This window comes from Corynebacterium efficiens YS-314 (genome assembly GCF_000011305.1).
Classification (GTDB): Bacteria; Actinomycetota; Actinomycetes; order Mycobacteriales; family Mycobacteriaceae; genus Corynebacterium; species Corynebacterium efficiens.
The window spans coordinates 2,577,409-2,602,644 of the sequence record NC_004369.1 but is presented as its reverse complement, the minus strand read 5'-3'; the positions used below and the strand labels follow the sequence as shown (position 1 = coordinate 2,602,644).

Below are 25,236 nucleotides of genomic sequence, written 5' to 3'. Positions count from 1 at the left end.
CAGTTAGCGTTTTCCACCCGGAACCCACTTCACGTCATCGCCCTTGTTGGCCACCCGCGAGAGAATGAACAGTAGATCACTCAACCTGTTCAGGTATTTCGCCGGCAGGACGGATGTGGTGTCCGGGTGTTCTCGTATCGCCACCCATGCCGAGCGCTCCGCCCTGCGGGTGACCACTCGCGCGGTGTGCAACAGAGCCGCGGCTGGGGTGCCTCCGGGCAGGATGAAGGAATCAAGGTTGGGGAGACCCTCGTTCCACTTGTCGCAATCCGCCTCGAGCCTGTCGACGTACTCGGGCAGAACCCGCAGCGGCGGGTACTTCGGGTTTTCCTCGATGGGGTTGGCGAGGTCGGCGCCGACGTCGAAAAGCTCATTCTGCACCCGACGCAGCAAGGTCACCATCGCCTCGTCGGGGTTGCCCAGGGCGAGCACCTCGCCGATGGCGCAGTTCGCCTCATCGGTATCGGCATAGGCGATGAGACGCGGGTCGTCCTTGGGGACACGGCTGAAATTAGACAATCCGGTCGTGCCGTCATCGCCGGTGCGGGTATAGATCTTGGTTAGGTGAATAGCCATGGTTCAAACGGTAGCTGTCATCGGCCCCGCCGTGCACCATTCCGGCGACGGGGGCGGATAGGGTGGGTGGGGTGAAAGACAAGTTTCTAGTCAAAGGTGGAGCAAGGCTCCAGGGATCCGTGCGTGTCGACGGCGCGAAGAACAGCGTGCTCAAGCTCATGGCGGCCGCCTTGCTGGCGGAGGGCACCACAACCCTGACCAACTGTCCTGAAATCCTTGATGTCCCTCTCATGCGGGATGTCCTGGTAGGTCTCGGTTGTGAGGTGGAGATTGACGGGCACACTGTCACCATCCACACCCCGGCCGAATTGAAATCCGATGCCGATTTCCCGGCCGTCACGCAGTTTCGCGCCTCGGTGTGTGTCCTGGGGCCACTGACCGCCCGCTGTGGCAGGGCGGTCGTGTCCCTTCCCGGCGGTGATGCCATCGGATCGCGCCCCCTGGATATGCACCAGAGTGGCCTCGAGCAGCTCGGCGCCACCACACGAACCCAGCATGGTGCCGTAGTCGCTGAGGCCGACAAGCTCGTCGGTGCTGAAATCTCCCTGGACTTCCCCTCGGTGGGTGCCACCGAGAACATCCTCATGGCCTCGGTCATGGCGGAGGGGCAGACTACCCTGGATAACGCAGCCCGCGAACCGGAGATCGTCGATCTCTGCCGCATGCTGCGTTCCATGGGTGCGGATATCGAAGGTGAGGGTTCCCCCAAGATCACGATCAATGGGGTGGAGAAGCTCCACCCCACCTCGCATGAGGTTATCGGTGACCGCATCGTGGCAGGAACATGGGCGTTCGCTGCCGCCATGACCCGGGGAGATGTCACCGTCGGTGGGATCGCACCCCGCTACCTCCATTTGCCCCTCGAGAAGCTCAAGCTTGCCGGTGCGCAGGTGGATACCTTCGAAAACGGTTTTCGTGTGGTGATGAACAAACGTCCCAAATCCACCGATTACCAGACCCTTCCGTTCCCCGGTTTCCCCACGGATCTCCAGCCGATGGCCATCGGTCTCAACGCCATCGCCGATGGGGTTGCCGTAGTGACCGAGAATGTCTTCGAATCGCGCTTCCGCTTTGTCGACGAGATGCAGCGTCTCGGCGCAGACACCTCCGTTGACGGCCACCATGTGGTCATCCGGGGAATAGAGGAACTGTCCTCAACCACCGTCTGGTCCTCGGATATCCGTGCCGGCGCAGGGCTGGTTATCGCAGCGCTCTGCGCTGAAGGCACCACCGAGGTCCGCGATGTCTTCCACATTGACCGCGGTTACCCGAACTTCGTGGAGAACCTGCAGGCGCTGGGGGCTGATATCCAGCGGGTAGTGGCCTAGAACCTGCGGGGTGGTTGGTCTGTTTGGTGGTGTGAGCTGGGGGTTTGTGGGTTACCGGTGGGCTGTGTAGATTAATACCAGTCAGCGCGACCGACAACGCCCCGCCCAGTGAAGCACTGGAGTGTGCGGCGGTAGGACAACAGGTGCTGACCCCAACGAACACCACCACATCGACTGAGAAACAGCGTTTTGACTTCGATGATCACGGTGAGTAACGTTGATCAAGCTGCCAACGAGCACCAACCACCATACAACGGTTGCGGGTTCGGGGTGTGCGAATGTTGTTTGAGAACTCAATAGTGTGCCATTTATTTTATGTTTGTCGTACCCCGCCATACGTGGTGGGGTGGTCATGCCGGGTGGTGGGGGAGCATTACCTCCTACCACTGTAAATAATGGACCAGGCCCCATCGGGGTGTCTGGTTGATTGTGTGCATGGTTATATTTTTTTTACGACACACCGGTTCCCATGGTGCTTTTCCCCGTCGGGACAGGCGGGAACCGGGTTTTGTTTTAACTTTTTAACCATTATTTTTGGTTGAACAAGCCAGACCACCATGAACCTTGTCGGTTGTGGTGGTTGTTTGTTTGGCTGGGTTATCGGGCTTTTCACGCCCTGACACACACATTGTGTGTCGTCTTTTGTGGAGAGTTTGATCCTGGCTCAGGACGAACGCTGGCGGCGTGCTTAACACATGCAAGTCGAACGATGAAGCCCTGCTTGCAGGGTGGATTAGTGGCGAACGGGTGAGTAACACGTGGGTGATCTGCCCCGCACTTCGGGATAAGCCTGGGAAACTGGGTCTAATACCGGATACGACCCCCTGGTAGGTCAGGGGGTGGAAAGATTTTATCGGTGTGGGATGAGCCTGCGGCCTATCAGCTTGTTGGTGGGGTAATGGCCTACCAAGGCGTCGACGGGTAGCCGGCCTGAGAGGGTGATCGGCCACATTGGGACTGAGACACGGCCCAGACTCCTACGGGAGGCAGCAGTGGGGAATATTGCACAATGGGCGCAAGCCTGATGCAGCGACGCCGCGTGGGGGATGACGGCCTTCGGGTTGTAAACTCCTTTCGACAGGGACGAAGCTTTTGTGACGGTACCTGTAGAAGAAGCACCGGCTAACTACGTGCCAGCAGCCGCGGTAATACGTAGGGTGCGAGCGTTGTCCGGAATTACTGGGCGTAAAGAGCTCGTAGGTGGTTTGTCGCGTCGTCTGTGAAATCCCGGGGCTTAACTTCGGGCGTGCAGGCGATACGGGCATAACTTGAGTGCTGTAGGGGAGACTGGAATTCCTGGTGTAGCGGTGAAATGCGCAGATATCAGGAGGAACACCAATGGCGAAGGCAGGTCTCTGGGCAGTAACTGACGCTGAGGAGCGAAAGCATGGGTAGCGAACAGGATTAGATACCCTGGTAGTCCATGCCGTAAACGGTGGGCGCTAGGTGTAGGGGACTTCCACGTCTTCTGTGCCGCAGCTAACGCATTAAGCGCCCCGCCTGGGGAGTACGGCCGCAAGGCTAAAACTCAAAGGAATTGACGGGGGCCCGCACAAGCGGCGGAGCATGTGGATTAATTCGATGCAACGCGAAGAACCTTACCTGGGCTTGACATACACTAGATCGCTGCAGAGATGTAGCTTCCCTTGTGGCTGGTGTACAGGTGGTGCATGGTTGTCGTCAGCTCGTGTCGTGAGATGTTGGGTTAAGTCCCGCAACGAGCGCAACCCTTGTCTTATGTTGCCATCACGTGATGGTGGGCACTCATGAGAGACTGCCGGGGTTAACTCGGAGGAAGGTGGGGATGACGTCAAATCATCATGCCCCTTATGTCCAGGGCTTCACACATGCTACAATGGTCGGTACAGCGAGTTGCCACACCGTGAGGTGGAGCTAATCTCTCAAAGCCGGCCTCAGTTCGGATTGGGGTCTGCAACTCGACCCCATGAAGTCGGAGTCGCTAGTAATCGCAGATCAGCAACGCTGCGGTGAATACGTTCCCGGGCCTTGTACACACCGCCCGTCACGTCATGAAAGTTGGTAACACCCGAAGCCAGTGGCCCAACCCGTAAGGGGGGGAGCTGTCGAAGGTGGGATCGGCGATTGGGACGAAGTCGTAACAAGGTAGCCGTACCGGAAGGTGCGGCTGGATCACCTCCTTTCTAAGGAGCTTTAATAAACCCACCATGGACTGTGTTCATGTGGTGGGTTGTTGGTGTTGGAACCCGGATGTGGTTGCCACCAACACGTAGTAATCGGGTGGATCATGACCCTTGAGGTCGGCAAACACATCACCGAGATGGTGGTGATAAGTAGGTGGCATGCTGTTGGGTGTCTGGGATGACAAGTGTTATTCCAAGCCAGGCACTTATCATCGTTGATGCGCAACCTGTTGTGGTTGGGTGTTTTCTGGTGTGGGTGTTGTGTTGTGTGAGAACTGTATAGTGGACGCGAGCATCTTTATTTTATTGTGTGATTTTGCATAAGTAGTATCCGAACGCCACACCGACCTTTCGGGGTTGGTGTGGGAGTGTTTGTTTTAAGGGCACACGGTGGATGCCTTGGCATATCAAGCCGATGAAGGACGTGAGAGGCTGCGTTAAGCCTCGGGGAGTTGCCAACTAAGCGTTGATCCGAGGATGTCCGAATGGGGAAACCCAGCCGCAGTGATGTGTGGTTACCCGCCGGTGAATATATAGCCGGTGTGGGGGGTGACACGGGGAAGTGAAACATCTCAGTACCCGTAGGAGAAGAAAACAATTGTGATTCCGTTAGTAGTGGCGAGCGAACGCGGATGATGGCTAAAGCCTATGTGTGTGATACCCGGCAGGGGTTGCATGTAGGTGGTTGTGGGGCAATGACGGTTGTGTTCTGCCGGACACTGGCTCATCGCGCATTGATTAGTGGAAGTGGTGTGGAAACACCTACCGTAGAAGGTGATAGTCCTGTACATGAAGGTCAGTGTGGGTGGGTGGTTGTTGTACCCGAGTAGCAGCGGGCTCGTGAAATCTGCTGTGAATCTGCCGGGACCACTCGGTAAGCCTGAATACTTGATATGACCGATAGCGGATTAGTACCGTGAGGGAATGGTGAAAAGTACCCCGGGAGGGGAGTGAAATAGTACCTGAAACCGTGTGCTTACAATCCGTCAGAGCATCCTGTGGGGTGTGATGGCGTGCCTTTTGAAGAATGAGCCTGCGAGTCAGCGGCATGTCGCGAGGTTAACCCGTGTGGGGTAGCCGTAGGGAAACCGAATCCTAATCAGGGTGAATCAGTGGCATGTCTTGGACCCGAAGCGGAGTGATCTACCCATGGCCAGTGTGAAGCGATGGTAAGACGTCGTGGAGGCGCGAACCCACTTAGGTTGAAAACTGAGGGGATGAGTTGTGGGTAGGGGTGAAAGGCCAATCAAACTCCGTGATAGCTGGTTCTCCCCGAAATGCATTTAGGTGCAGCGTTGTGTGTTTCTTCCCGGAGGTAGAGCTACTGGATGGTTTAGCGGGACCAACATCTTAGCGACATCAGCCAAACTCCGAATGCCGGTGAAGTGATAGCACAGCAGTGAGACTGCGGGGGATAAGCTTCGTAGTCGAGAGGGAAACAGCCCAGATCGCCGGCTAAGGCCCCTAAGGGTGTGCTAAGTGGAAAAGGAGGTGGGGTCGCGAAGACAGCCAGGAGGTTGGCTTAGAAGCAGCCATCCTTGAAAGAGTGCGTAATAGCTCACTGGTCGAGTGATCCCGCGCCGACAATGTAGTGGGGCTTAAGTACACCGCCGAAGCCGCGGCAATGACATGTATGTGTTGTTGGGTAGGGGAGCGTCGTGCACGTGTTGAAGCAGCCTGGTGACGGTGTTGTGGAGTGTGTGCGAGTGAGAATGCAGGCATGAGTAACGATTGATGAGTGAGAAACTCATCCGCCGGATGACTAAGGGTTCCTGGGTCAAGTTAATCTTCCCAGGGTGAGTCGGGGCCTAAGGCGAGGCCGACAGGCGTAGTCGATGGATAACGGGTTGATATTCCCGTACCCGAGTGTGCGCGCCCATGGTGAATCAGTGATACTAACCACCCACAAGATCACGTGCCTTCCTTCGGGTTGGTGGTGGTGGCGTGCGTGGGACCTGATCTGGTAGTAGCTAAGTGATGGGGTGACGCAGTGAGGTAGCATGAGCCACTTAGTGGATTGTGGTGTAAGCGTGTGGAACGAGGTATTGGTAAATCCGTATCTCATTATGTTCGAGGCGTGATGCGTAGCCCTTAAAGGGGTGAATTCTGTGATCCTGTACTGTCGAGAAAAGCCTCTAGCGATGTGCATATTCGGCCCGTACCCCAAACCGACACAGGTAGTCAGGTAGAGAATACTAAGGCGTTCGGGTGAACTGTGGTTAAGGAACTCGGCAAAATGCCCCCGTAACTTCGGGAGAAGGGGGGCCTGCACTGGTGAAGGAATCTGCTTCTGGAGCTGGTGTGGGTCGCAGAGAATAGAGGGAAGCGACTGTTTACTAAAAACACAGGTCCGTGCGAAGACGTTGAAGTTGATGTATACGGACTGACGCCTGCCCGGTGCTGGAAGGTTAAGAGGACCGGTTAGCTGCGTTAAGCGGCGAAGCTGAGAATTTAAGCCCCAGTAAACGGCGGTGGTAACTATAACCATCCTAAGGTAGCGAAATTCCTTGTCGGGTAAGTTCCGACCTGCACGAATGGCGTAACGACTTCCCTGCTGTCTCAACCACAGGCCCGGTGAAATTGCAGTACGAGTAAAGATGCTCGTTACGCGCGGCAGGACGAAAAGACCCCGGGACCTTCACTATAGCTTGGTATTGGTGTTTGATTCGGTTTGTGTAGGATAGGTGGGAGACTATGATGCCATGACGCTAGTTGTGGTGGAGTCGTTGGTGAAATACCACTCTGATCGGATTGAATGTCTTAACCTTGGCCCATGATCTGGGTTGGGGACAGTGCCTGGTGGGTAGTTTAACTGGGGCGGTTGCCTCCTAAAATGTAACGGAGGCGCCCAAAGGTTTCCTCAGCCTGGTTGGTAATCAGGTGGTGAGTGTAAGTGCACAAGGGAGCTTGACTGTGAGAGTGACAGCTCGAGCAGGGACGAAAGTCGGGACTAGTGATCCGGCACCTACTTGTGGTTGTGGTGTCGCTCAACGGATAAAAGGTACCCCGGGGATAACAGGCTGATCTTCCCCAAGAGTCCATATCGACGGGATGGTTTGGCACCTCGATGTCGGCTCGTCGCATCCTGGGGCTGGAGTAGGTCCCAAGGGTTGGGCTGTTCGCCCATTAAAGCGGTACGCGAGCTGGGTTTAGAACGTCGTGAGACAGTTCGGTCTCTATCCGCCGCGCGCGTTGAAACTTAAGGAAGGCTGTCCCTAGTACGAGAGGACCGGGACGGACGTACCTCTGGTGTGCCAGTTGTTCCGCCAGGAGCAGGGCTGGTTGGCTACGTACGGAAGGGATAACCGCTGAAAGCATCTAAGCGGGAAGCCTGTTTCGAGATGAGGTTTCTGTTGAGGTTCCCTAGAGATTATGGGGTTGATAGGCCAGATCTGGAAGCATCGTAAGATGTGGAGGTGACTGGTACTAATTTACCGACACAAACACCCCACTAATGGTGTTGGGGTATGTTAAAGCGCTTATGTAACACACAATTTGAACACGTTGTTCGCGTCCACTATGCAGTGTCTGGCACAACACGCCCAACATGGTTGGGTTGGTGCACCGTGATAGGTGTGTCGGTGGTGATAGTAGCAGGGAAACGCCCGGTCCCATTCCGAACCCGGAAGCTAAGCCTGGTTACGCTGATGGTACTGCACTCGGGAGGGTGTGGGAGAGTAGGTGACCGCCGACCAACAACTTAATGATTGATCAGGGGGTGGGGTTCGTGCCGTGTGGTGCGGGCCCCACCCCCTGCTTTTGCACGTCCACTATGCAGTCAGGGGGGTGTGGGATGGTACCTTCACGGTACCCATCCCACACCCCCCTTTTTTGACGTTCTAGAAGCAGACCGCGCCCATTGAGGCTGACTGCACCAGCTTGGCGTACTTCCCCAGCACGCCGTGGAGACGTGGATTCTCCGGATGCTGCAGGGTTTTCCTGCGCTCCTCCAGAATGGATTCGTCTACCAGGAGATCGATACGTCGTTGGCTGATGTCGACCAGGATGGGATCGCCGTCTTCAACGAGGGCGATAGGTCCGCCGTCGACGGCCTCGGGGGCCACATGCCCGATGCACAGGCCGGTGGACCCACCGGAGAAACGACCGTCGGTGATGAGCAGCACCTCCTTGCCGATGCCGGCACCCTTGATGGCACCGGTGATGGCGAGCATCTCGCGCATGCCGGGGCCGCCCTTCGGTCCCTCGTAGCGGATGATCACCACGTCGCCAGCCTTCAGTTCACCGTTGAGCACCGCATCCATGGCGGGTGCTTCCTGGTTGAAGACACGGGCGGTGCCCTCGAAGCGTTCGGTGTCGAAACCAGCGGTTTTGACCACGGCACCACCCGGTGCGAGGGAACCGTGCAGGATGGTCAGCCCACCGGTCTTGTGGATCGGGTTGTCAATGGCCCGTAGGATCTGGCCGTCGGGATCCGGTGGGTTGATGCCCTGGAGGTTCTCCGCAACGGTCCGGCCGGTGATGGTGAGGCAGTCGCCGTTGATGAGGCCGGCGTCGAGAAGCGCTTTCATCACCACGGGGATGCCGCCGATCTTGAATACGTCGTTCATCACATACCGGCCGAAGGGTTTGAGGTCACCAAGGTGGGGGACCTTGTCGCCGACGGCGTTGAAGTCCTCCAAGGTGAGATCCACCTCGGCCTCGTGGGCGATGGCCATGAGGTGCAGAACCGCGTTGGTGGAGCCACCCAGCGCCATGACCACGGCGACGGCATTGAGCAGTGATTCCCGTGTGATGATGTCACGGGCACGGATTCCCCTGCGCAGCAGTTCCACCACCGCCTCGCCGGAACGGCGGGCATAGAGGGTGCGGTCCTGGTGGATCGCCGGGGGAGCGGCGGAACCGGGCAGGGACATGCCCATGGCCTCAGCAGCCGAGGCCATGGTGTTGGCTGTGTACATGCCGCCACAGGCACCCTCCCCGGGGCACACGGAGCGTTCAATGGCATCCACGTCCTCCCGGCTCATGGTTCCCGCACGACAGGCTCCGACGGCCTCGAAGGCATCGATGAGGGTGACCTCCCGCTCCGTACCGTCGGACATCTTCGCGGTGCCCGGCATGGTGGATCCGTTGTAGAGGAACACCGAGGACAGATTCAACCGGGCGGCGGCCATGAGCATGCCGGGAATGGATTTGTCACAGCCGGCGAGTAGAACAGAACCGTCCAGTCGCTCGGCACTCATGACGGTTTCCACGGAGTCGGTGATGACCTCGCGGGATACCAGGGAATAGTGCATGCCCTCGTGGCCCATGGAGATACCGTCGGAGACGGAGATGGTCCCGAACTCCAGGGGGTAACCCCCCGCCTCGTGGACACCCTCCTTGGCAAATCCAGCAAGCTTCTTCAGCGTGAGATTACAGGGGGTGATTTCATTCCAGGAGCTGGCCACACCGATCTGGGGTTTCTCCCAGTCGTCGTCGCCCATGCCGACTGCCCGGAGCATGCCCCGGGCGGCGGTGCGTTCCAGGCCGTCGGTCACATCGCGTGAACGTGGCTTGATATCGATGTCATGATCGTTGGTCATGCCCCCACCCTAGTTCGGAATGTGATACCTGACACCGGTGCCTTCCTATCAGTGGTGCCCCAACCCCGGATTGGCCCCTGTTTTCCATGGTGCGCACAGCAAATTCCATGGTTTTACCTGTGAACTGGTCCATGAGGGAAAGGCACGGGTAAATACCCGTGTGTTTTGGGGGTCTTCCCTGATTTCCCGCCCATGTGCCCTCCGGTAGATTGACAGGGGTAATCGTCGACAAGCACGTCGTTGAACACGTCAATAGCCGAGCCAGCCCAGGCCCCGTGGCAGTCGCCCACGGGGCGCAACAAGTTTGAGGAAAGCACCCGAATTGATGAGCAACCAGTCCGCCAACACTCCTGATACGGGGTCGGAGAACTCCTTCACCCCTGCCACCGACATCAATGCTGGCCGTCCGGTCGCGGGTGAGGCTGCGGCACGGGCCGTGAATCTGCACAAGTCCTATGGTCAGGGTGACACCACGGTCACCGCCCTGGACCATGTGAATGTGGAGTTCGAGGCGAGGAGATTCACCGCCATCATGGGGCCGTCCGGTTCCGGTAAGTCCACTCTCATGCACTGCATGGCGGGTCTGGATACCGCGACCTCCGGTTCCGCCTTCATCGGTGAGACCGATCTGTCCACACTCAGGGACAAGGAGATGACGGCACTGCGCCGCGATCGCCTCGGGTTCATCTTCCAGTCCTTCAACCTGGTGCCCACCCTCACCGCTGCGGAGAACATCACCCTGCCCACCGACATCGCCGGCCGCAAGGTTGATCAGGAGTGGTTCGAGGAGGTCACCTCCCGCCTGGGTCTGACTGAGCGTCTCAAGCACCGTCCGGCTGAGCTGTCGGGTGGACAGCAGCAGCGTGTGGCCTGTGCCCGTGCCCTGGTCTCCCGCCCCGACATCATCTTCGGTGATGAACCGACCGGTAACCTCGATTCCAACTCATCCGCAGAGGTGCTCAACATCCTGCGCACTGCTGTGGACAAGGATGACCAGACCGTGGTCATCGTCACCCACGACGCCCGCGCTGCCTCCTACGCTGATCGCGTCATCTTCCTCGCCGACGGCCGTGTGGTCAATGAGATCATCGATCCGAAGATCGATGACATCCTGGCCACCATGACCGGAATCGAGGACGTCAAGTAATGAGTTCCGGATCAACCATGCGCAGGGTGAGCCTGCGCAACATTGCCGCGCACAAGGTCAGGTTGTTCCTGACCGTGTTGGCCGTGGTGCTGGGTACGGCGTTCGTCTCCGGATCCATGATGTTCACCAACGCGCTGTCCTCCACCTTCGATGAGGCGATCTCCAGCTCGCTGGACGGTGTGGATGTGGTGGTGTCCCCGGGGGAGAACATCGACGGCATCCCGGTGGAAACCGTCGAGGAGATCCGCGCCCGCGATGACGTAGCCAACCTCAATATCGACGCCAGCCAGAGTATCGTCCTGGCCACCGAGGACGCCAAGGCCATCCAGACAGGCTCGGGCACTTCCTCCCTCGGGATCTTCTACGACCCCGCGGAAGCTGTGGGCATGCCCTACCAGCTCGGCGAGGGTGAGCTGCCCGAGGGCACCGAGGAGGTCCTGATCAATGATTCCGCCGTGGAGGAGTATGGCATCGGCATCGGTGACACGCTGCTGGTGGTGGATTCCGGTGGCCGTTACACCGTGACCATCACCGGCACCACCACTTTGGAGGAGGAAGCCGCCTCCATGGGTGGTATCCGCCTGGCGATGTCCGAGGAGGCCTACACCGAGCGGTATCTCGACGGGGAGACCGTCCCCACCGTGATCATCTCCGCGACGGAGGGCACGGACCCCCAGGCGCTTGTCGACGCCCTCAGCACCGACCTCGGTCCCGACTACCAGATCGAAACCGGTGAGGCCCTCGTCGAGGAGATCACCGGTGTCATCCGTGATGCCCTCAGCTTCGTCCAGTACTTCCTGGTCGCCTTCGGCCTCATTGCGCTGCTGGTGGGTACCTTCATCATCGCCAACACCTTCTCCATGATCGTGGCGCAGCGGATGCGTGAATTCGCCCTGCTGCGTGCACTCGGAGTCTCCCGACCGCAGCTGACCACCTCCGTGGTGTTCGAGGCGATTGTGGTGGGTCTGTTCGGTTCCGCCCTGGGTGTCCTCGGTGGCATGGGACTGGTGGCGGCCATCTCCGCCGTGCTCAACAACCTGGGGATGCCCATGGGCAGCAGCCTCGGTCTCACCCCGGCCGCGGTGATCACCGCCCTGGTGCTCGGCACCATCGTCACGGTCATCAGTGCCTGGGCACCGGCCCGGCGTGCAGGTCAGGTCAAACCTGTCGAGGCCATGCGCGCCATCGAATCCACCACCGTCCGCTCCATGGCGGGACGCACCATCACCGGCGGCATCATCCTGGTGCTGGGCATCATCCTCGCCATCGCGGGTGCCGCCCTGGAGGATTCCTCCACCACCACCCGTGCCATCATGGTGGGCTTCGGTGCCCTGTTCGTCATCGTGGGTACCTTCTTCTTCTCCCCGGCACTGTCCATCCCCGTGGTCGGCGGACTGGGGCGGATCCTGGGGGCACCCTTCGGTGCGGTCGGGCGTCTGGCATCCACCAACTCCCGACGTAACCCGCGTCGTACCGCCACCACCGCCTTCGCGCTGACCCTGGGTATCGCGCTGGTCACCGCGATCGGCATGCTGTCGGCCACCATGAAGGAGGCCGTCAGTGATCTCATGGAGGAGCAGGTCAGCGCCGATTATGTGCTGACCGGCCCCTCGGGTGGTTCCATCACCCTGCCCCGGGAGGCCGCCGGTGATGTGGCCGCCCTGGACAGTGTGTCCGAGGTGTCCACCGTTGGTGCCAACCTCGTGGACATCGACGGCCAGTCCTCCTTTGTCGGTGGCCCGCAATCGATGAGTTTCACCGCTGATGGCAACATCGGGGAGCTCATCGTCGCAGAAGGTGTGGAGGGCACCCTGGATCTCACCGAGTCGGGTTTCATCGCCTCGAAGCCATTTGCGGAATCCGCCGGCTGGGAACTCGGTGGCACCTATCCACTCAACGCCGCCGGTCAGCCCATCGGTGAGGTGGAACTGGTTGGTGTCTATGACGAGAACATGGTGCTCGGCAACTTCATGGTGTCTGAGGCCTCCTTCGCCGACACCCCGCTTGAGGGGCGGACCATTCCCCAGCTGATCCTGGCCAATGTCGCCGAGGGTGTGGATCCGGAACAGGCCCGCGCCGACATTGAGGACGCGGTGGCCGAGTACATCGTGGTCAAGGTCCAGAGTTCCACCGAGTACGCCGGTGAGACCGTCCAGATCATCAACACCATGATGAACATCCTGTACGCGCTGTTGGCGCTGGCGGTGATCGTGGCGATCATCGGCATCATCAACACCCTGGCACTCAATGTCATTGAACGCCGTCAGGAGATCGGTATGCTCCGGGCGGTGGGTACCGGGCGTGGTCAGGTCCGCACCATGATCACCCTGGAATCTGTTCAGATCGCCATCTACGGTGCGCTCGTGGGTATGCTCATCGGTCTCGGACTGGGCTGGGCCTTTGTCACGGTGATGTCCGGTGAGGGGCTTGATGCCCCCGCCACCGTGCCGTGGGGTCAGCTGGCCCTGATGCTGTTGGGTGCCGCCGTGGTCGGTGTCATCGCGGCACTGTGGCCGGCGCACAAGGCTGCCAAGACTCCTCCGTTGGAGGCCATCGCGGACTAACGCATCCCGACGACGAAGCTCCCTGCCCGTGTGGTGGGGAGCTTCTGCGTGTTCGAGGGGCCTTGCTACCATCTGGCACTGTGAGGCGAACAGACAAGCGCATGCCCGATCTGCCGAAGATCCCGATGAACTGGGGTTGGATCCTGGCCACGGTGGCCTCCACCGTGATCGTGGTGCTCACCCTGCTCGTGGTCTACTACCCGGACATCCCCGACCCGATGCCCATCCACTGGAACGCCGCGGGCGAGGCGGATGGCTTCCGGGAGAAGACCCTGGGCGGGTTCCTGTTCAACATCCTGCTGGGTCCTGTCGTGCTGATACTCAGTCACCTCGCCGCGGAGGCGATGATCTCCATGCAGTCGGGGTATATCACCGGCCCCGGTGGGGCGAAGAACCCCAATGAGGCCCACCGCACCTGGCACGGTTACCGTGCGACACAGCGGCACCTGGGCTGGTTCATGTTCACCCTCAACCTGCTGGTGTTGTTCATGCTGGCACGCAGTTACACCGCCGACCACAACCGGTGGGGACTACCCCTGTCACTGGCTGCCATCTTCGCGCTCTGCGGACTACTCATGTGGATGCTGGTGAAGGAACAGAAGGCGGTGGAGCGGAAATATCCCAAGGAACCGGGCGAGCAGGGGAAGGCCTGGGGGATCTTCTACAACGACCCCGAGGATAAACGCATCCTGGTGGACACCGGCACCGGCACCAACTTCACCTTCAACCTCGGGCAACCCGCCGGCCGGGCATGGGCCTTCCTCCTGCTTGTGCTCATCCCCGGCGCGCTGCTGGTGTGGGTGATTATCGCCGCGTTCCGTTAGGGCACCGGCATCTGCAACCCCACCTGGACCGCCACGATGCCCAGCACCAGGGTGGTCCCACCATAGGCCACCAGCCCACCCCAGGCCCGTTTTCTGCACAGTTCCCCCAGTTCCCGGGCCAGGGTGGACCAGGTGGACAGCGCCCCACAGAAACCGGTGACCAGGAGCGCTGTCTCCAGCACGGGTAATGCACTGCCGATGACGATCCCGGCAACCAGGCAGGCCAGGGTGTTGGCGGTAAGCGTTCCCCGCCGGGCGGGCAGCAACCGGGTCAGTGCCCACCGCAGGGCCCCACCGACGAAGGCACCTGCGGCCACCACAACGAAGATCATGCTGACCACCGGTTGCCCATCAGCCATGCTGCCACGCAGCTCACCACGGTCACGGTGAGGTAGGCGACGGCGTGCGGGAGGGGGACGTCGACAAGCACCACCGCGAAGGCGGAGAAGGTGGTGAAACCACCCAGCACACCCGTACCCCAGAACGGGCCCGGTCGGTAGCGTCCCATGAGGAAGGAACCCAGCATGTTGATGGCGAGGATCGGCCACAGACCCTCGCCGAACTGCATCGTCAGCGCCAGGCGCGCGCAGGCACCCACCGCCGCGCCGGCACCGACGGACAGGCCCTCCCAGAGTTTCGGCATGAAACCGGAGTCTACCCGCCCGAATTTTCGCCCATCCCCTGCAAACGGGCGTGTTTGGGGGAATGATGGACAGGGATAGCAGACAGGGATTGAAACCTGCACGAGTCATTTTTCATAAGGAGCAGCACACATGGCACACGAGCGCGCCGGGCAGCTGGCACAGCCAGAGGACCTCATCGACATCGCGGAGGTGGTCACCGCATACTTCACCCGCATCCCGGACGTGGAGAACCCCGATCAGCAGGTTGCCTTCGGTACCTCCGGCCACCGCGGTTCCTCGCTGGACAGCGCGTTCAATGAACACCACATCCTCGCCACCACCCAGGCCATCGTGGATTTCCGCAACCAGCGCAGCTCCAACTGGGTCGGTCCGATCTTCATCGGCCGTGACACCCACGCCCTGTCGGAGCCGGCGATGATCTCCGCGCTCGAGGTGCTGCTGGCCAACGACGTCGAGGTGCTTGTCGACGCCGCCGGTGGCTACACCCCGACCCCGGCGGTCTCCCACGCGATCCTGCGCCATAACAAGGATGTGCGGTGGGGTACGGCCGGTCCGTCCTACCCGCTGGCCGACGGCATCGTGATCACCCCGTCCCACAACCCGCCACGCGATGGTGGTTTCAAGTACAACCCCACCAACGGTGGCCCGGCTGACGCGGACGCGACCGACTGGATCGCCGACCGCGCCAATGAGCTGCTCCGCGGCGGGCTTGCCGACGTCAAACGCGTCCCCGTCAACGGTGTCCTGGATGAGCGCGCCGGGCGCTATGACTTCAAGGGCACCTACATCGAGGACCTGCCCAATGTGATCAACATCGAGGCCATCCGGGAGGCCGGCGTCCGCATCGGAGCCGACCCGATGGGTGGGGCCTCCGTGGACTACTGGGGTGCCATCGCCGAGACCCACGGCCTGGACCTCACCGTGGTCAACCCCCATGTGGATGCCACCTTCCGTTTCATGACACTCGACTCCGACGGCAAGATCCGCATGGACTGCTCCAGCCCGCACGCCATGGCCTCCCTCATCGCCAACCGGGACAAGTTCGACGTGGCCACCGGCAATGACGCGGATGCGGACCGTCACGGTATCGTCACCCCGGACGCGGGGCTGATGAACCCGAACCACTACCTGGCCGTGGCCATCGACTACCTGTTCGCGAACCGTCCGGGCTGGTCGGAGAACACCGCGGTGGGCAAGACCCTGGTCAGCTCCTCCATGATCGACCGCGTGGTGGCGAGCCTCGGCCGCACCCTGGTGGAGGTGCCCGTGGGTTTCAAATGGTTCGTGCCCGGCCTGATCTCCGGTGAGATCGGTTTCGGTGGCGAGGAATCCGCCGGTGCCTCCTTCCTGCGCATGGACGGCACCACCTGGTCCACCGACAAGGACGGCATCATTCTCAACCTGCTGGCCGCCGAGATCATCGCCGTGACCGGCAAGACCCCATCCCAGCGCTACGCCGAACTGGCGGAGCAGTACGGTGCCCCGGCCTACGCACGCACCGATGCCGAGGCCAACCGCGAGCAGAAGGCTATCCTCAAGGCCCTGTCACCGGAGCAGGTCACCGCCACCGAACTGGCCGGCGAACCGATCACCGCCAAGCTCACCGAGGCACCCGGCAACAACGCCGCCATCGGTGGCCTCAAGGTGACCACCGAGAACGCCTGGTTCGCCGCCCGTCCCTCCGGCACCGAGGACAAGTACAAGATCTACGCGGAATCCTTCAAAGGCGAGGAACATCTCAGGCAGGTCCAAGAGGAGGCACAGGCTCTGGTCAGCCAGGTGCTGGGTCAGTAGAGCATGCTCACTGGTGGGGCAGTAGTGGACATGTCAAACAACCGGTTGATGGTTTAAAGTCTAAGGTCATGCCCGTTTGCGGTAGTTCCGCACCGCAGGGGTGGGACACCGGTTCTGCTCAAGGCGCGTGAGGGGCACCCCGATCGGCGCGCGGGAAAACAACATAGGAAAACAAGGTAAGGCATTACATGAGCAACAAAGTACAAAACCCCAACCAGGGAGGCAGCAAGGCTTTCCTCTGGGCACTGGTTGCCGTTGTGGTCGTGGCGATCGTCGTTGTCGCCTACATCGTCATCAACGGTCAGGGGGCAAAGACGGAATTCGTCGCGGACCGGGAGTATGAGAATACCTCCATCAGCGCCACCCTCAACGAGGACAAAATCACCCTGGAGGCCGAGGACGGCGCAGCCGACGATGCCGATGTGGTCCAGCTCTACGAGGACTTCTCCTGCAGCTACTGTGCACTCCTCGCAGAGAACACCGATGATGACATGAGGGCCGACATCGAATCCGGTGACCTGGTCGTCGAGGTCCATTCCCTCAACTTCCTGGACCGGGGTAATGCCGAGGGACACTCCACCCGTTCCCTCGCAGCCATCCTCGCTGTAGCCGATTCCGGTGACTCCGATCTGTACTGGAACTACCGCACCCTGCTCCTGGAGGAGCAGGATGACGTGATCAACCAGTGGACCAATGATGACTTCGCCGATGCCGCCGGCCACATGGGTGCGGAGTCCAGCGTTGTGGACGCCATCCGCAACGGTGACAACATCGAGCGGGCCGTGGAGATAGCCACCTCCAACGCCGAGCTGCTCAACCAGCAGACCGGTTCCGTCTCCTCCCCACGTGTCCTGCAGGACGGCCAGGATCTGCCGGTTGATGACATCAACCAGTGGATCGAGTACCTGCGCGCACAGCGGGCCTGACCCACTGCGGTACCTCTCCTGAATGTGATCCCCCACCCAGTCTCCCGGGCGGGGGATCACCGCATTCTGTGGGTTGCCAATCAGGGAGGCGACCGGTGTGACGGAGCGGCCGGTGAGGGCTGGGGGATGGAGGGGGGGATAACTGCACAACCTGCCGATTTGGATAAAACACCGGGTGGGATGTAGATTTACATGAGTTGAAAGCGGGGCTATGGCGCAGCTGGTAGCGCACCACACTGGCAGTGTGGGGGTCACGGGTTCGAATCCCGTTAGCTCCACTGGGTTGAATCCCACTAATTGAATATGCACGGGGCTATGGCGCAGCTGGTAGCGCACCACACTGGCAGTGTGGGGGTCACGGGTTCGAATCCCGTTAGCTCCACTGGATAAGAAAACCCTGTTCCACCCCCTGAGGATGGAACAGGGTTTTTCTGTGTCACGAGATTGGGTTGCGAACGGCCCATCGGAACGGCCCGGTGAATCCCCGCAACCGGTGGGTTGTTTTCATTACACTTGGGCGACATGACATCAACGACGCCAGACAATACAGACCAGATCAACAGCATCGTCGTCTCCAAGGCTGATACCCATGCTGATTCCACGGCGGGGGATGGCCAACCGGAGATCACCGTCTCCTACACAGACACCTCCGCCCAGCCGGAGTTCCTCGGAGATGGTGACCTGCTCATCGAGGTGGGCTGGAGCAGCCTGAACTACAAGGATGCGATGGCGTTGCGCGGGGACCAGGGGGTGGTGCGCACCTGGCCACTGATCCCCGGCATCGATGCGGTGGGCACGGTCATTGAATCCCACAACCCGCGTTTCGCGCGTGGGGATGAGGTGGTGGTCAACGGTGCCGGACTGGGGGAGAACCGTCACGGCGGCTACACCCGCAGGCTGTGGGTGGAATCAGACCATACCCTCCACATTCCCTATAACCTCAGCGCACAACAGGTCGGGGCGCTCGGCACCGCGGGTTACACCGCGGCCCTGTGCGTGGATGCCCTCCTGCACCAGGGGGTGACACCCGGGGACGGGGAGATCCTGGTGACCGGTGCCACCGGTGGCGTGGGATCCATCGCCCTGCATCTGCTCAACCAGCTGGGCTACACCACCGCGGCGGTCACGGGACGCCGGGAGGAGCACGCGGACTACCTCACGGGTCTGGGTGCATCGGAGATCATCGACCGCGCCGGGTTGAGCGAACAGGGCCGACCCCTGCAGAAAGCCCGCTGGGCGGGTGTGGTGGATTCAGTGGGATCGCACACACTTGTCAACGCCCTCGCGCAGACCAGGTGGGGTGGAATCGTCACCGCCTGTGGTCTGGCACAGGGTGCCGATCTGCCGGCGACCGTGCTCCCGTTCATCCTCAGGGGTGTGCACCTGGTGGGGATCAACTCCGTCGATGCGCCCCGTGAGCTGCGGCAACGTGCCTGGACGCTGCTCTCGGAGTACCTGGACCCTGACGTGCTCGATGCCATGACCACCGTCATTGAGCTCCGTGACGTGCCCCAGGCGGGGGTTGATCTCATGGCCGGGAAGCTGCATGGCCGCACGGCGGTGCGTATTCATTAGACCCCCGGGATGAGCGCCGGCGGGTAAACTGGTTAATGGAAAACATTTCTAACCTGGAGTGTCTCCTCCAGGCCTCTCATCCATCACCAGGGAGTGTTGCAGCGATGTCAGACGTAAACGGCCCAGTTCAGGAACTCACCGAGGCGGAGTCAAGGGAGCGACTCGCAAGGACCACTCTCGGGCGGGTTGTCGTCCGTCGAGGCGATGATCTTGATATCTTCCCGATCAACTACGTCACCAATGGTGAGAACCTCTATTTCCGTACCGCGGAGGGCAACAAGCTCTTCACCATCACCCTCAACCATGATGTCCTCTTCGAGGTGGATGAGGTCAGGGATGGTGTGGCCTGGTCCGTGGTGGTCCGTGGCGACGCGGAGCTGGTGCAGGACTTCAAGGAGATCCAGGAGGTCGATGAGCTCGATCTCAAGCCCTGGGTGCCCACCCTGAAATACAATTATGTCCGCATCACCCCGAATGAGATCACCGGCCGTGAGTTCCAGCTCGGTGAGGAACCGGCGCGGTACTGATCAACCGTGGAGATCTTCACCAAGAGGCCCGGCGAGCCCCAGTCAGCACTGGCTGAGGCCGCCGGGCTCAGTTGGCTCGGTGAGGCTTCTGATGCGGTGGCCCGGGTGGTCAGTGCGGATGAAACCCACATCTCCACCGTCAGGGTCGAGACCACCCGGCCGACACCCGAAGCCGCCCGTATCGCCGGTCGGGAACTCGCCCGCATCCACCTCGCCGGTGCACCCGCCTTCGGCTCACCACCCCCGGGCTGGAAGGGACCCAACTACATCGGCACCCAACGCCAGGACTGCTCACCCACCGACAGGTGGGCTGATTTCTACGTGGAGCAACGTGTCCTGCCCTTTGCGGAAAACGCTTATCGACGCGCGCACCTCAGCCCCGACGGTCTGCGCACGGTGCAGGCCGCCTGCGCGGTGATCAGGCAACAGGATGTCGAGGTGACCCCCGCCCGCCTCCATGGTGACCTGTGGAGCGGGAATCTCCTGTTCGGGATGCAGGGGCCGGTGATGATTGACCCAGCCGCGCACGGCGGGCACCCGGAAACCGATCTGGCGATGCTGGCACTGTTCGGCGCACCCCACCTGGATCAGATCCGCGCCGGGTATGAGGAGATCAACCCATTGGGTGATGGGTGGTTGGCACGCACCCCGGTGCATCAACTGCACCCCCTGGCCGTCCATGTATCCTCCCACGGCCCGGGTTATGCCGCCCCGTTGATCCAGGCTGCGGAGGCGACCCTCGAGCTGTGGGGCTGACCCCCGTCTACTGACGCCACCACTGATCCTGTGGGGTGACCGGCATGTGACGTTTATGCTGGCCGACCTTCCACAGGTGTTCAATGCGCGCGGCTGCCTCGGGGGAGACCTCTCCGCTGTTCTCCAGGTAGGTGTCGATCTCCCGGTAGGTGACACCGAGTGCCTCCTCATCGGGAAGCGCCGGGCGGTCCTCCTCCAGATCGGCGGTGGGAACCTTGGTCCAGGTGGACTCCGGGGCGCCGAGGTGCTGGAGGAGCAGTGCGCCCTGGCGCTTGGTCAGCCCGGCGAGGGGGAGAACATCAGCGGCCCCGTCACCGTATTTGGTGAAGAAACCGGTCACGTTCTCGGCCGCGTGGTCGGTTCCCACCACCAGCAGCCCAAGCTCCCCGGCGATGGCGTACTGTGCCACCATCCGCTGACGGGCCTTCACATTGCCCTTGTTGAAATCCCCCAGTTCATCGATGCCGAGGGCGGCGGCGGTGGCGGCCGACAGGACATCGGTGGCCTCGCGGATGTTGATACTGATGCTGCGGTCCGGCTGGATGAAGTCGAGGGCCACCAGGGCGTCATCCTCATCTGCCTGCAAACCGTGGGGTAGGCGCACACCGACGAACTGATGATCGCTGCCATCCTCACGGCGGATGCGTTCCACAGCGAGCTGGGCCAGGCGACCTGCGATGGTGGAATCCTGACCGCCCGAGATACCCAGGACATAACCCCGGGCATGGGAAACCCGGAGGTAATCCACCAGGAACTGCACCCTGGCTTCGACCTCGGCCGCGGGCTCGATGCTGGGAACGACGGAAAGTTGTGAGATGATATGGTCTCGAGTGTCTGTCATGGTTTTCATCGTAGGCTTTTATGCTCCCCGACGGCGTCGCGCAGCTGTAGAGGATGCTGAAAGCAGACGGGGTTTGGTGTTTACCGCCGCGTCAGATAAGATAGATCCTCGTGTCATAGCTGGTATGACGTGCGGTTTATCCCGCACCTCACTCGAGCTTCAATAGCCTTATAGCGCATGAGAGAAAGGAGCGCCCGAATGAAGGTACGCAATTCCCTTCGGTCGCTGAAGAACAAGCCGGGCGCCCAGGTCGTGCGTCGCCGTGGCAAAGTCTACGTGATCAACAAGAAGGAGCCACGTTTCAAGGCTCGCCAGGGTTAATCCCGGGTAAAACTGGAACAAGCCGTTGTCCACCATGATTTTCATGGTGGACAACGGTTTCTTCTTTTTACGTGCCGCCCGGGTGGGTATCCCCGGGAGCGTGGGCGAGGGGCCAGGGGTGGTGGGGTCGGCGGGGGTAACCCAGCAACGAGTGCTGTTTATAACAAATTAATAACACCGACAAGGGTGCTCACTGGACGTGCTGGGTAAATGACAACTTTGTAGTTACAGTGCCTGGGTTCCTGGGCGGCCCAGGGCGCAACATGTGGGGGCTGGAGAAGTGATGTACTGGGAATACCCTTCGTGTAACTACTATATGTAGTGCTTCTTGCACTAATTCACCACAAAGTATAGTGTCTGTGTTGTCGCCGTAAGAGAACACACCACCAGAGGTGGGAACTCGGAAACTGGCTGATCATTCGGCCAGAGATGGCAGAAAAGACTTAATAAAACCGAAAAAGTGAGATGAGGTTCCAGCCCACGGCGGCCGGAGCTGAAAGGGAAAAGGGTCCGAAAACATGGCCATCACTGTTTACACCAAGCCAGCCTGCGTCCAGTGCACCGCAACCAAGAAGGCCCTTGATCGCGCCGGCCTGGACTACGAGCTCGTGGACATCAGCCTGGACGATGAGGCCCGCGACTACGTCCTCGCCCTCGGTTACCTCCAGGCGCCGGTTGTTGTGACCGAGGCCGACCACTGGTCCGGCTTCCGCCCGGAGCGCATCCGTGAGATGGCCGCGGCTGTCGCTTAACACGCCTGCGCCTTCACCGGTCTGGAGGCTACTGCGCCCGGGAGTCCCCGATGGGGATCGTCCGGATGCCCACGTCGCCTATCTGGCGGCGTTTTGTCTTTCTCTACCCGTGGGCGGGGAAAATCATTCCGGGAGTATCCTCAACAGGGGATATCCTCACCGGGCCGCCCGCACCGTCGGACACGGTGCGAGTTCTTCAGAAGGGAAGTGAGTTCGGGGATGCTGGTTGTGTACTTCTCCTCGGCCACCGACAACACGCACCGTTTCGTGCAGAAGCTCGGGCTACCCAACGTTCGTATCCCATTGACCAGGATGGAGGAACCACTCCTGGTCGATGAACCCTATGTGCTCATCGTGCCCACCTACGGCGGGGGAGTCACCATGAGCGGGAAGAATTCCCGCCCGGTGCCACCCCAGGTCATCCGGTTCCTCAACAACAAACACAACCGCAGCCTCATCCGCGCGGTCGTGGCGGGCGGTAACTCCAACTTCGGAGCCGATTTCGGGCTCGCCGGAGATGTGATCTCCCGGAAGTGCAAGGTGCCCTACGTCTACCGGTTCGAACTGATGGGCAATGAAGAAGACGTGCGGATACTCCGTGGCGGGCTCATCCAGAACGCCGAGGCACTCGGCCTGGGTCCCGTCCCAGAATCCCTGCAGGAGTTGGTGGGGAGCTGACCCCAACCCGACACTTCGGCGTCATGGATCAGACATCCCGGTTGAGCCCACCGACTGGCCACCGGATCTAAGTTAAAAACAATCTTGAAAGGGACCATTCCTTTGACTGCAACGGGAACCTCCGTCATACCACGCGGAGACCAGATGGATTTCCACGCTCTCAACGCGCTGCTCAACCTCTACGATGATGACGGAAAGATCCAGTTCGACAAGGATCGTGAAGCCGCGAATCAGTACTTCCTTCAGCACGTCAACCAGAACACCGTCTTCTTCCACAACCTCCACGAGAAGCTCGACTACCTGGTGGAGAACAATTACTACGAGAAGGAGGTGCTGGACAAGTATGACTTCGAGTACATCAAGGACCTGTTCAAGCGCGCATACTCCTACAAATTCCGTTTCAAGTCCTTCCTGGGTGCCTACAAGTACTACACCTCCTACACCCTGAAGACCTTCGATGGTCGTCGTTACCTGGAGCGCTTCGAGGACCGCGTGTGCATGGTCGCCCTGACCCTCGCCGACGGCGACCGCGAGACCGCCAACGCGCTTGTCGACGAGATCATGACCGGCCGTTTCCAGCCGGCGACCCCCACCTTCCTCAACTCCGGTAAGGCACAGCGCGGCGAGCCCGTGTCCTGCTTCCTCCTGCGCATCGAGGACAACATGGAGTCGATCGGCCGCGCCATCAACTCCGCACTGCAGCTGTCCAAGCGCGGTGGCGGCGTGGCGCTGCTCCTGTCCAACCTCCGTGAAGCCGGCGCGCCGATCAAGAAGATCGAGAACCAGTCCTCCGGTGTCATCCCCGTGATGAAGCTCCTCGAGGATGCCTTCTCCTACGCCAACCAGCTCGGTGCCCGTCAGGGGGCCGGTGCGGTGTATCTCAACGCACACCACCCGGACATTCTGTCCTTCCTCGACACCAAGCGTGAGAACGCCGATGAGAAGATCCGCATCAAGACCCTCTCCCTCGGTGTGGTCATCCCGGACATCACCTTCGAGCTGGCCAAGCGCAACGACGACATGTACCTCTTCTCCCCGTATGACGTCGAGCGCATCTACGGCAAGCCCTTCGCGGACATCTCCGTCACCGAGCTCTACAACGAGATGGTCGACGATGACCGCATCCGCAAGACCAAGATCAACGCCCGCCAGTTCTTCCAGACCCTGGCGGAGATCCAGTTCGAGTCCGGTTACCCGTACATCATGTTCGAGGACACCGTGAACGAGGCCAACCCGATCGAGGGTCGCGTCACCCACTCGAACCTGTGCTCGGAGATCCTGCAGGTCTCCACCCCGTCGACCTACCATGAGGATCTTTCCTACGATGAGGTCGGCGAGGACATCTCCTGTAACCTCGGTTCCCTCAACATCGCCATGGCGATGGACTCCCCGGACTTCTCCCGCACCATCGAGACCGCCATCCGGGGTCTCACCGCGGTGTCCGAGCAGACCAGCATTGATTCCGTCCCGTCGATCCGCAAGGGCAACGAGGCAGCACATGCCATCGGACTGGGACAGATGAACCTCCACGGCTACCTGGGCCGCGAGCACATCTTCTACGGATCCGAGGAGGGTCTGGACTTCACCAACGCCTACTTCGCGGCGGTGCTCTATGAATGCCTGCGTGCGTCCAACAAGATCGCCCGTGAACGCGGCCAGCGGTTCGCCAACTTCGAGAACTCCGATTACGCCTCCGGCGTCTACTTCGACCGCTTCGACCCGGCTGAGTTCGCCCCGAAGACCGACAAGGTGAAGGAGCTGTTCGCCAACTCCACCATCCACACCCCGACCGCGGAGGAGTGGGCGCAGCTCAAGGCTGATGTCATGGAGCATGGTCTGTTCAACCGTTACCTGCAGGCTGTCCCGCCGACCGGGTCGATCTCCTACATCAACAACTCGACCTCGTCGATCCACCCGATCGCCTCGAAGATCGAGATCCGGAAGGAAGGCAAGATCGGCCGCGTTTACTACCCGGCGCCCCACATGGACAATGACAACCTGGAGTACTTCCAGGATGCCTACGAGATCGGCTACGAGAAGATCATCGACACCTATGCGGTGGCCACCAAATACGTGGACCAGGGCCTGTCGCTGACCCTGTTCTTCAAGGACACGGCAACCACCCGTGACATCAACCGTGCGCAGATCTACGCATGGCGCAAGGGCATCAAGACCCTGTACTACATCCGTCTGCGTCAGGTAGCCCTCGAGGGCACCGAGATCGACGGTTGCGTCAGCTGCATGCTGTAAGGCCACGGCCATGACAAACACCCCGGAG

The 25,236-nt window shown here is 60.6% G+C and carries 18 protein-coding genes, 2 tRNA genes and 3 rRNA genes; 18 read left to right on the top strand and 5 right to left on the bottom strand.

The features are described 5' to 3' along the window. Positions 1-3 precede the first annotated feature (3 nt). A complete protein-coding gene (locus CE_RS12095) occupies positions 4-576 on the bottom strand; it encodes a cob(I)yrinic acid a,c-diamide adenosyltransferase (protein WP_006769200.1) in 573 nt (190 codons plus the stop codon). 71 nt (positions 577-647) lie between these two features. Between CE_RS12095 and murA the strand changes: the two genes are divergently transcribed. From murA to rrf, 4 genes are all read left to right on the top strand, one after another. Further along, positions 648-1,904, top strand: a complete 1,257-nt coding sequence (gene murA / locus CE_RS12090) for a UDP-N-acetylglucosamine 1-carboxyvinyltransferase (RefSeq protein ID WP_006769201.1) — start codon at positions 648-650, stop codon at positions 1,902-1,904. 641 nt (positions 1,905-2,545) lie between these two features. Beyond that, positions 2,546-4,066, top strand: a 16S ribosomal RNA gene (locus tag CE_RS12085). Between the two features lie 367 nt (positions 4,067-4,433). Beyond that, positions 4,434-7,516: ribosomal RNA gene (locus tag CE_RS12080) — 23S ribosomal RNA — on the top strand. A 127-nt stretch (positions 7,517-7,643) separates the two neighbouring features. Beyond that, positions 7,644-7,760: ribosomal RNA gene (rrf, locus tag CE_RS12075) — 5S ribosomal RNA — on the top strand. Together the 16S, 23S and 5S rRNA genes form the textbook arrangement of a ribosomal RNA operon. Before the next feature lie 145 nt (positions 7,761-7,905). On the opposite strand, the gene ilvD is transcribed toward rrf, so the two are convergent. Next, the gene (gene ilvD / locus CE_RS12070; protein ID WP_006768446.1) at positions 7,906-9,609 is read right to left on the bottom strand and encodes a dihydroxy-acid dehydratase; all 1,704 of its coding nucleotides are present in this window, start codon (positions 9,607-9,609) and stop codon (positions 7,906-7,908) included. 325 nt (positions 9,610-9,934) lie between these two features. On the opposite strand from ilvD, the gene CE_RS12065 reads away from it, so the two are divergent. From CE_RS12065 to CE_RS12055, 3 genes are all read left to right on the top strand, one after another. Continuing rightward, positions 9,935-10,756 (top strand): ABC transporter ATP-binding protein, encoded by an 822-nt coding sequence (locus CE_RS12065; protein WP_006768444.1) that lies wholly within the window; start codon positions 9,935-9,937, stop codon positions 10,754-10,756. After that, positions 10,756-13,320, top strand: a complete 2,565-nt coding sequence (locus tag CE_RS12060) for an ABC transporter permease (RefSeq protein WP_011075924.1) — start codon at positions 10,756-10,758, stop codon at positions 13,318-13,320. The genes CE_RS12065 and CE_RS12060 overlap by 1 nt, the downstream gene beginning before the upstream one ends. An 80-nt stretch (positions 13,321-13,400) precedes the next feature. Further along, the gene (locus tag CE_RS12055; protein ID WP_231295040.1) at positions 13,401-14,144 is read left to right on the top strand and encodes a DUF1648 domain-containing protein; all 744 of its coding nucleotides are present in this window, start codon (positions 13,401-13,403) and stop codon (positions 14,142-14,144) included. Here the strand turns inward: CE_RS12055 and CE_RS12050 are convergent. Together CE_RS12050 and CE_RS12045 are read right to left on the bottom strand one after the other, a co-directional pair. Further along, complete coding sequence (locus CE_RS12050) at positions 14,141-14,476, bottom strand: FluC/FEX family fluoride channel (protein ID WP_006768441.1); 336 nt, start codon at positions 14,474-14,476, stop codon at positions 14,141-14,143. The two genes, CE_RS12055 and CE_RS12050, sit on opposite strands and share 4 nt — an antisense overlap. Further along, a complete protein-coding gene (locus tag CE_RS12045; RefSeq protein ID WP_006768440.1) occupies positions 14,473-14,787 on the bottom strand; it encodes a fluoride efflux transporter family protein in 315 nt (104 codons plus the stop codon). The genes CE_RS12050 and CE_RS12045 overlap by 4 nt, the downstream gene beginning before the upstream one ends. Before the next feature lie 130 nt (positions 14,788-14,917). On the opposite strand from CE_RS12045, the gene pgm reads away from it, so the two are divergent. The 7 genes from pgm to CE_RS12010 all read left to right on the top strand — a co-directional run bounded on the left by pgm (position 14,918) and on the right by CE_RS12010 (position 20,366). After that, positions 14,918-16,582 carry a phosphoglucomutase (alpha-D-glucose-1,6-bisphosphate-dependent) gene (gene pgm / locus CE_RS12040; protein ID WP_006768439.1) on the top strand — a complete coding sequence of 555 codons (1,665 nt, stop codon included), beginning with the start codon at positions 14,918-14,920 and terminating at the stop codon, positions 16,580-16,582. Positions 16,583-16,770: 188 nt separating this feature from the next. Then, positions 16,771-17,508, top strand: a complete 738-nt coding sequence (locus CE_RS12035) for a DsbA family protein (RefSeq protein ID WP_006768437.1) — start codon at positions 16,771-16,773, stop codon at positions 17,506-17,508. 205 nt (positions 17,509-17,713) lie between these two features. After that, a tRNA-Ala gene (locus CE_RS12030) sits at positions 17,714-17,786 on the top strand. A gap of 31 nt (positions 17,787-17,817) precedes the next feature. Beyond that, positions 17,818-17,890 (top strand) — tRNA-Ala (locus tag CE_RS12025). Between the two features lie 140 nt (positions 17,891-18,030). Next, positions 18,031-19,083 (top strand): MDR family oxidoreductase, encoded by a 1,053-nt coding sequence (locus CE_RS12020; RefSeq protein ID WP_006768436.1) that lies wholly within the window; start codon positions 18,031-18,033, stop codon positions 19,081-19,083. A 104-nt stretch (positions 19,084-19,187) separates the two neighbouring features. Beyond that, positions 19,188-19,610, top strand: coding sequence for a pyridoxamine 5'-phosphate oxidase family protein (locus CE_RS12015; protein WP_006768435.1), 423 nt, complete (start codon positions 19,188-19,190; stop codon positions 19,608-19,610). Positions 19,611-19,616: 6 nt separating this feature from the next. Then, positions 19,617-20,366, top strand: coding sequence for a fructosamine kinase family protein (locus CE_RS12010; RefSeq protein ID WP_006768434.1), 750 nt, complete (start codon positions 19,617-19,619; stop codon positions 20,364-20,366). 7 nt (positions 20,367-20,373) lie between these two features. Here CE_RS12010 and nadE read toward each other — a convergent pair whose 3' ends face one another. After that, entirely contained in the window at positions 20,374-21,207 is an 834-nt protein-coding gene (nadE, locus tag CE_RS12005; RefSeq protein ID WP_035108878.1) for an ammonia-dependent NAD(+) synthetase, read from the bottom strand. A 198-nt stretch (positions 21,208-21,405) separates the two neighbouring features. Between nadE and ykgO the strand changes: the two genes are divergently transcribed. The 4 genes from ykgO (at position 21,406) to nrdE (ending at position 25,208) form a co-directional block, all read left to right on the top strand. Continuing rightward, a complete protein-coding gene (ykgO, locus tag CE_RS12000) occupies positions 21,406-21,528 on the top strand; it encodes a type B 50S ribosomal protein L36 (RefSeq protein WP_003857945.1) in 123 nt (40 codons plus the stop codon). Between the two features lie 518 nt (positions 21,529-22,046). Continuing rightward, entirely contained in the window at positions 22,047-22,280 is a 234-nt protein-coding gene (nrdH, locus tag CE_RS11995; RefSeq protein WP_006768431.1) for a glutaredoxin-like protein NrdH, read from the top strand. A 219-nt stretch (positions 22,281-22,499) separates the two neighbouring features. Beyond that, positions 22,500-22,958 (top strand): class Ib ribonucleoside-diphosphate reductase assembly flavoprotein NrdI, encoded by a 459-nt coding sequence (gene nrdI / locus CE_RS11990; RefSeq protein ID WP_006768430.1) that lies wholly within the window; start codon positions 22,500-22,502, stop codon positions 22,956-22,958. Positions 22,959-23,102: 144 nt separating this feature from the next. Then, a complete protein-coding gene (gene nrdE, locus CE_RS11985) occupies positions 23,103-25,208 on the top strand; it encodes a class 1b ribonucleoside-diphosphate reductase subunit alpha (RefSeq protein ID WP_006768429.1) in 2,106 nt (701 codons plus the stop codon). The last annotated feature ends 28 nt before the right edge of the window (positions 25,209-25,236 follow it).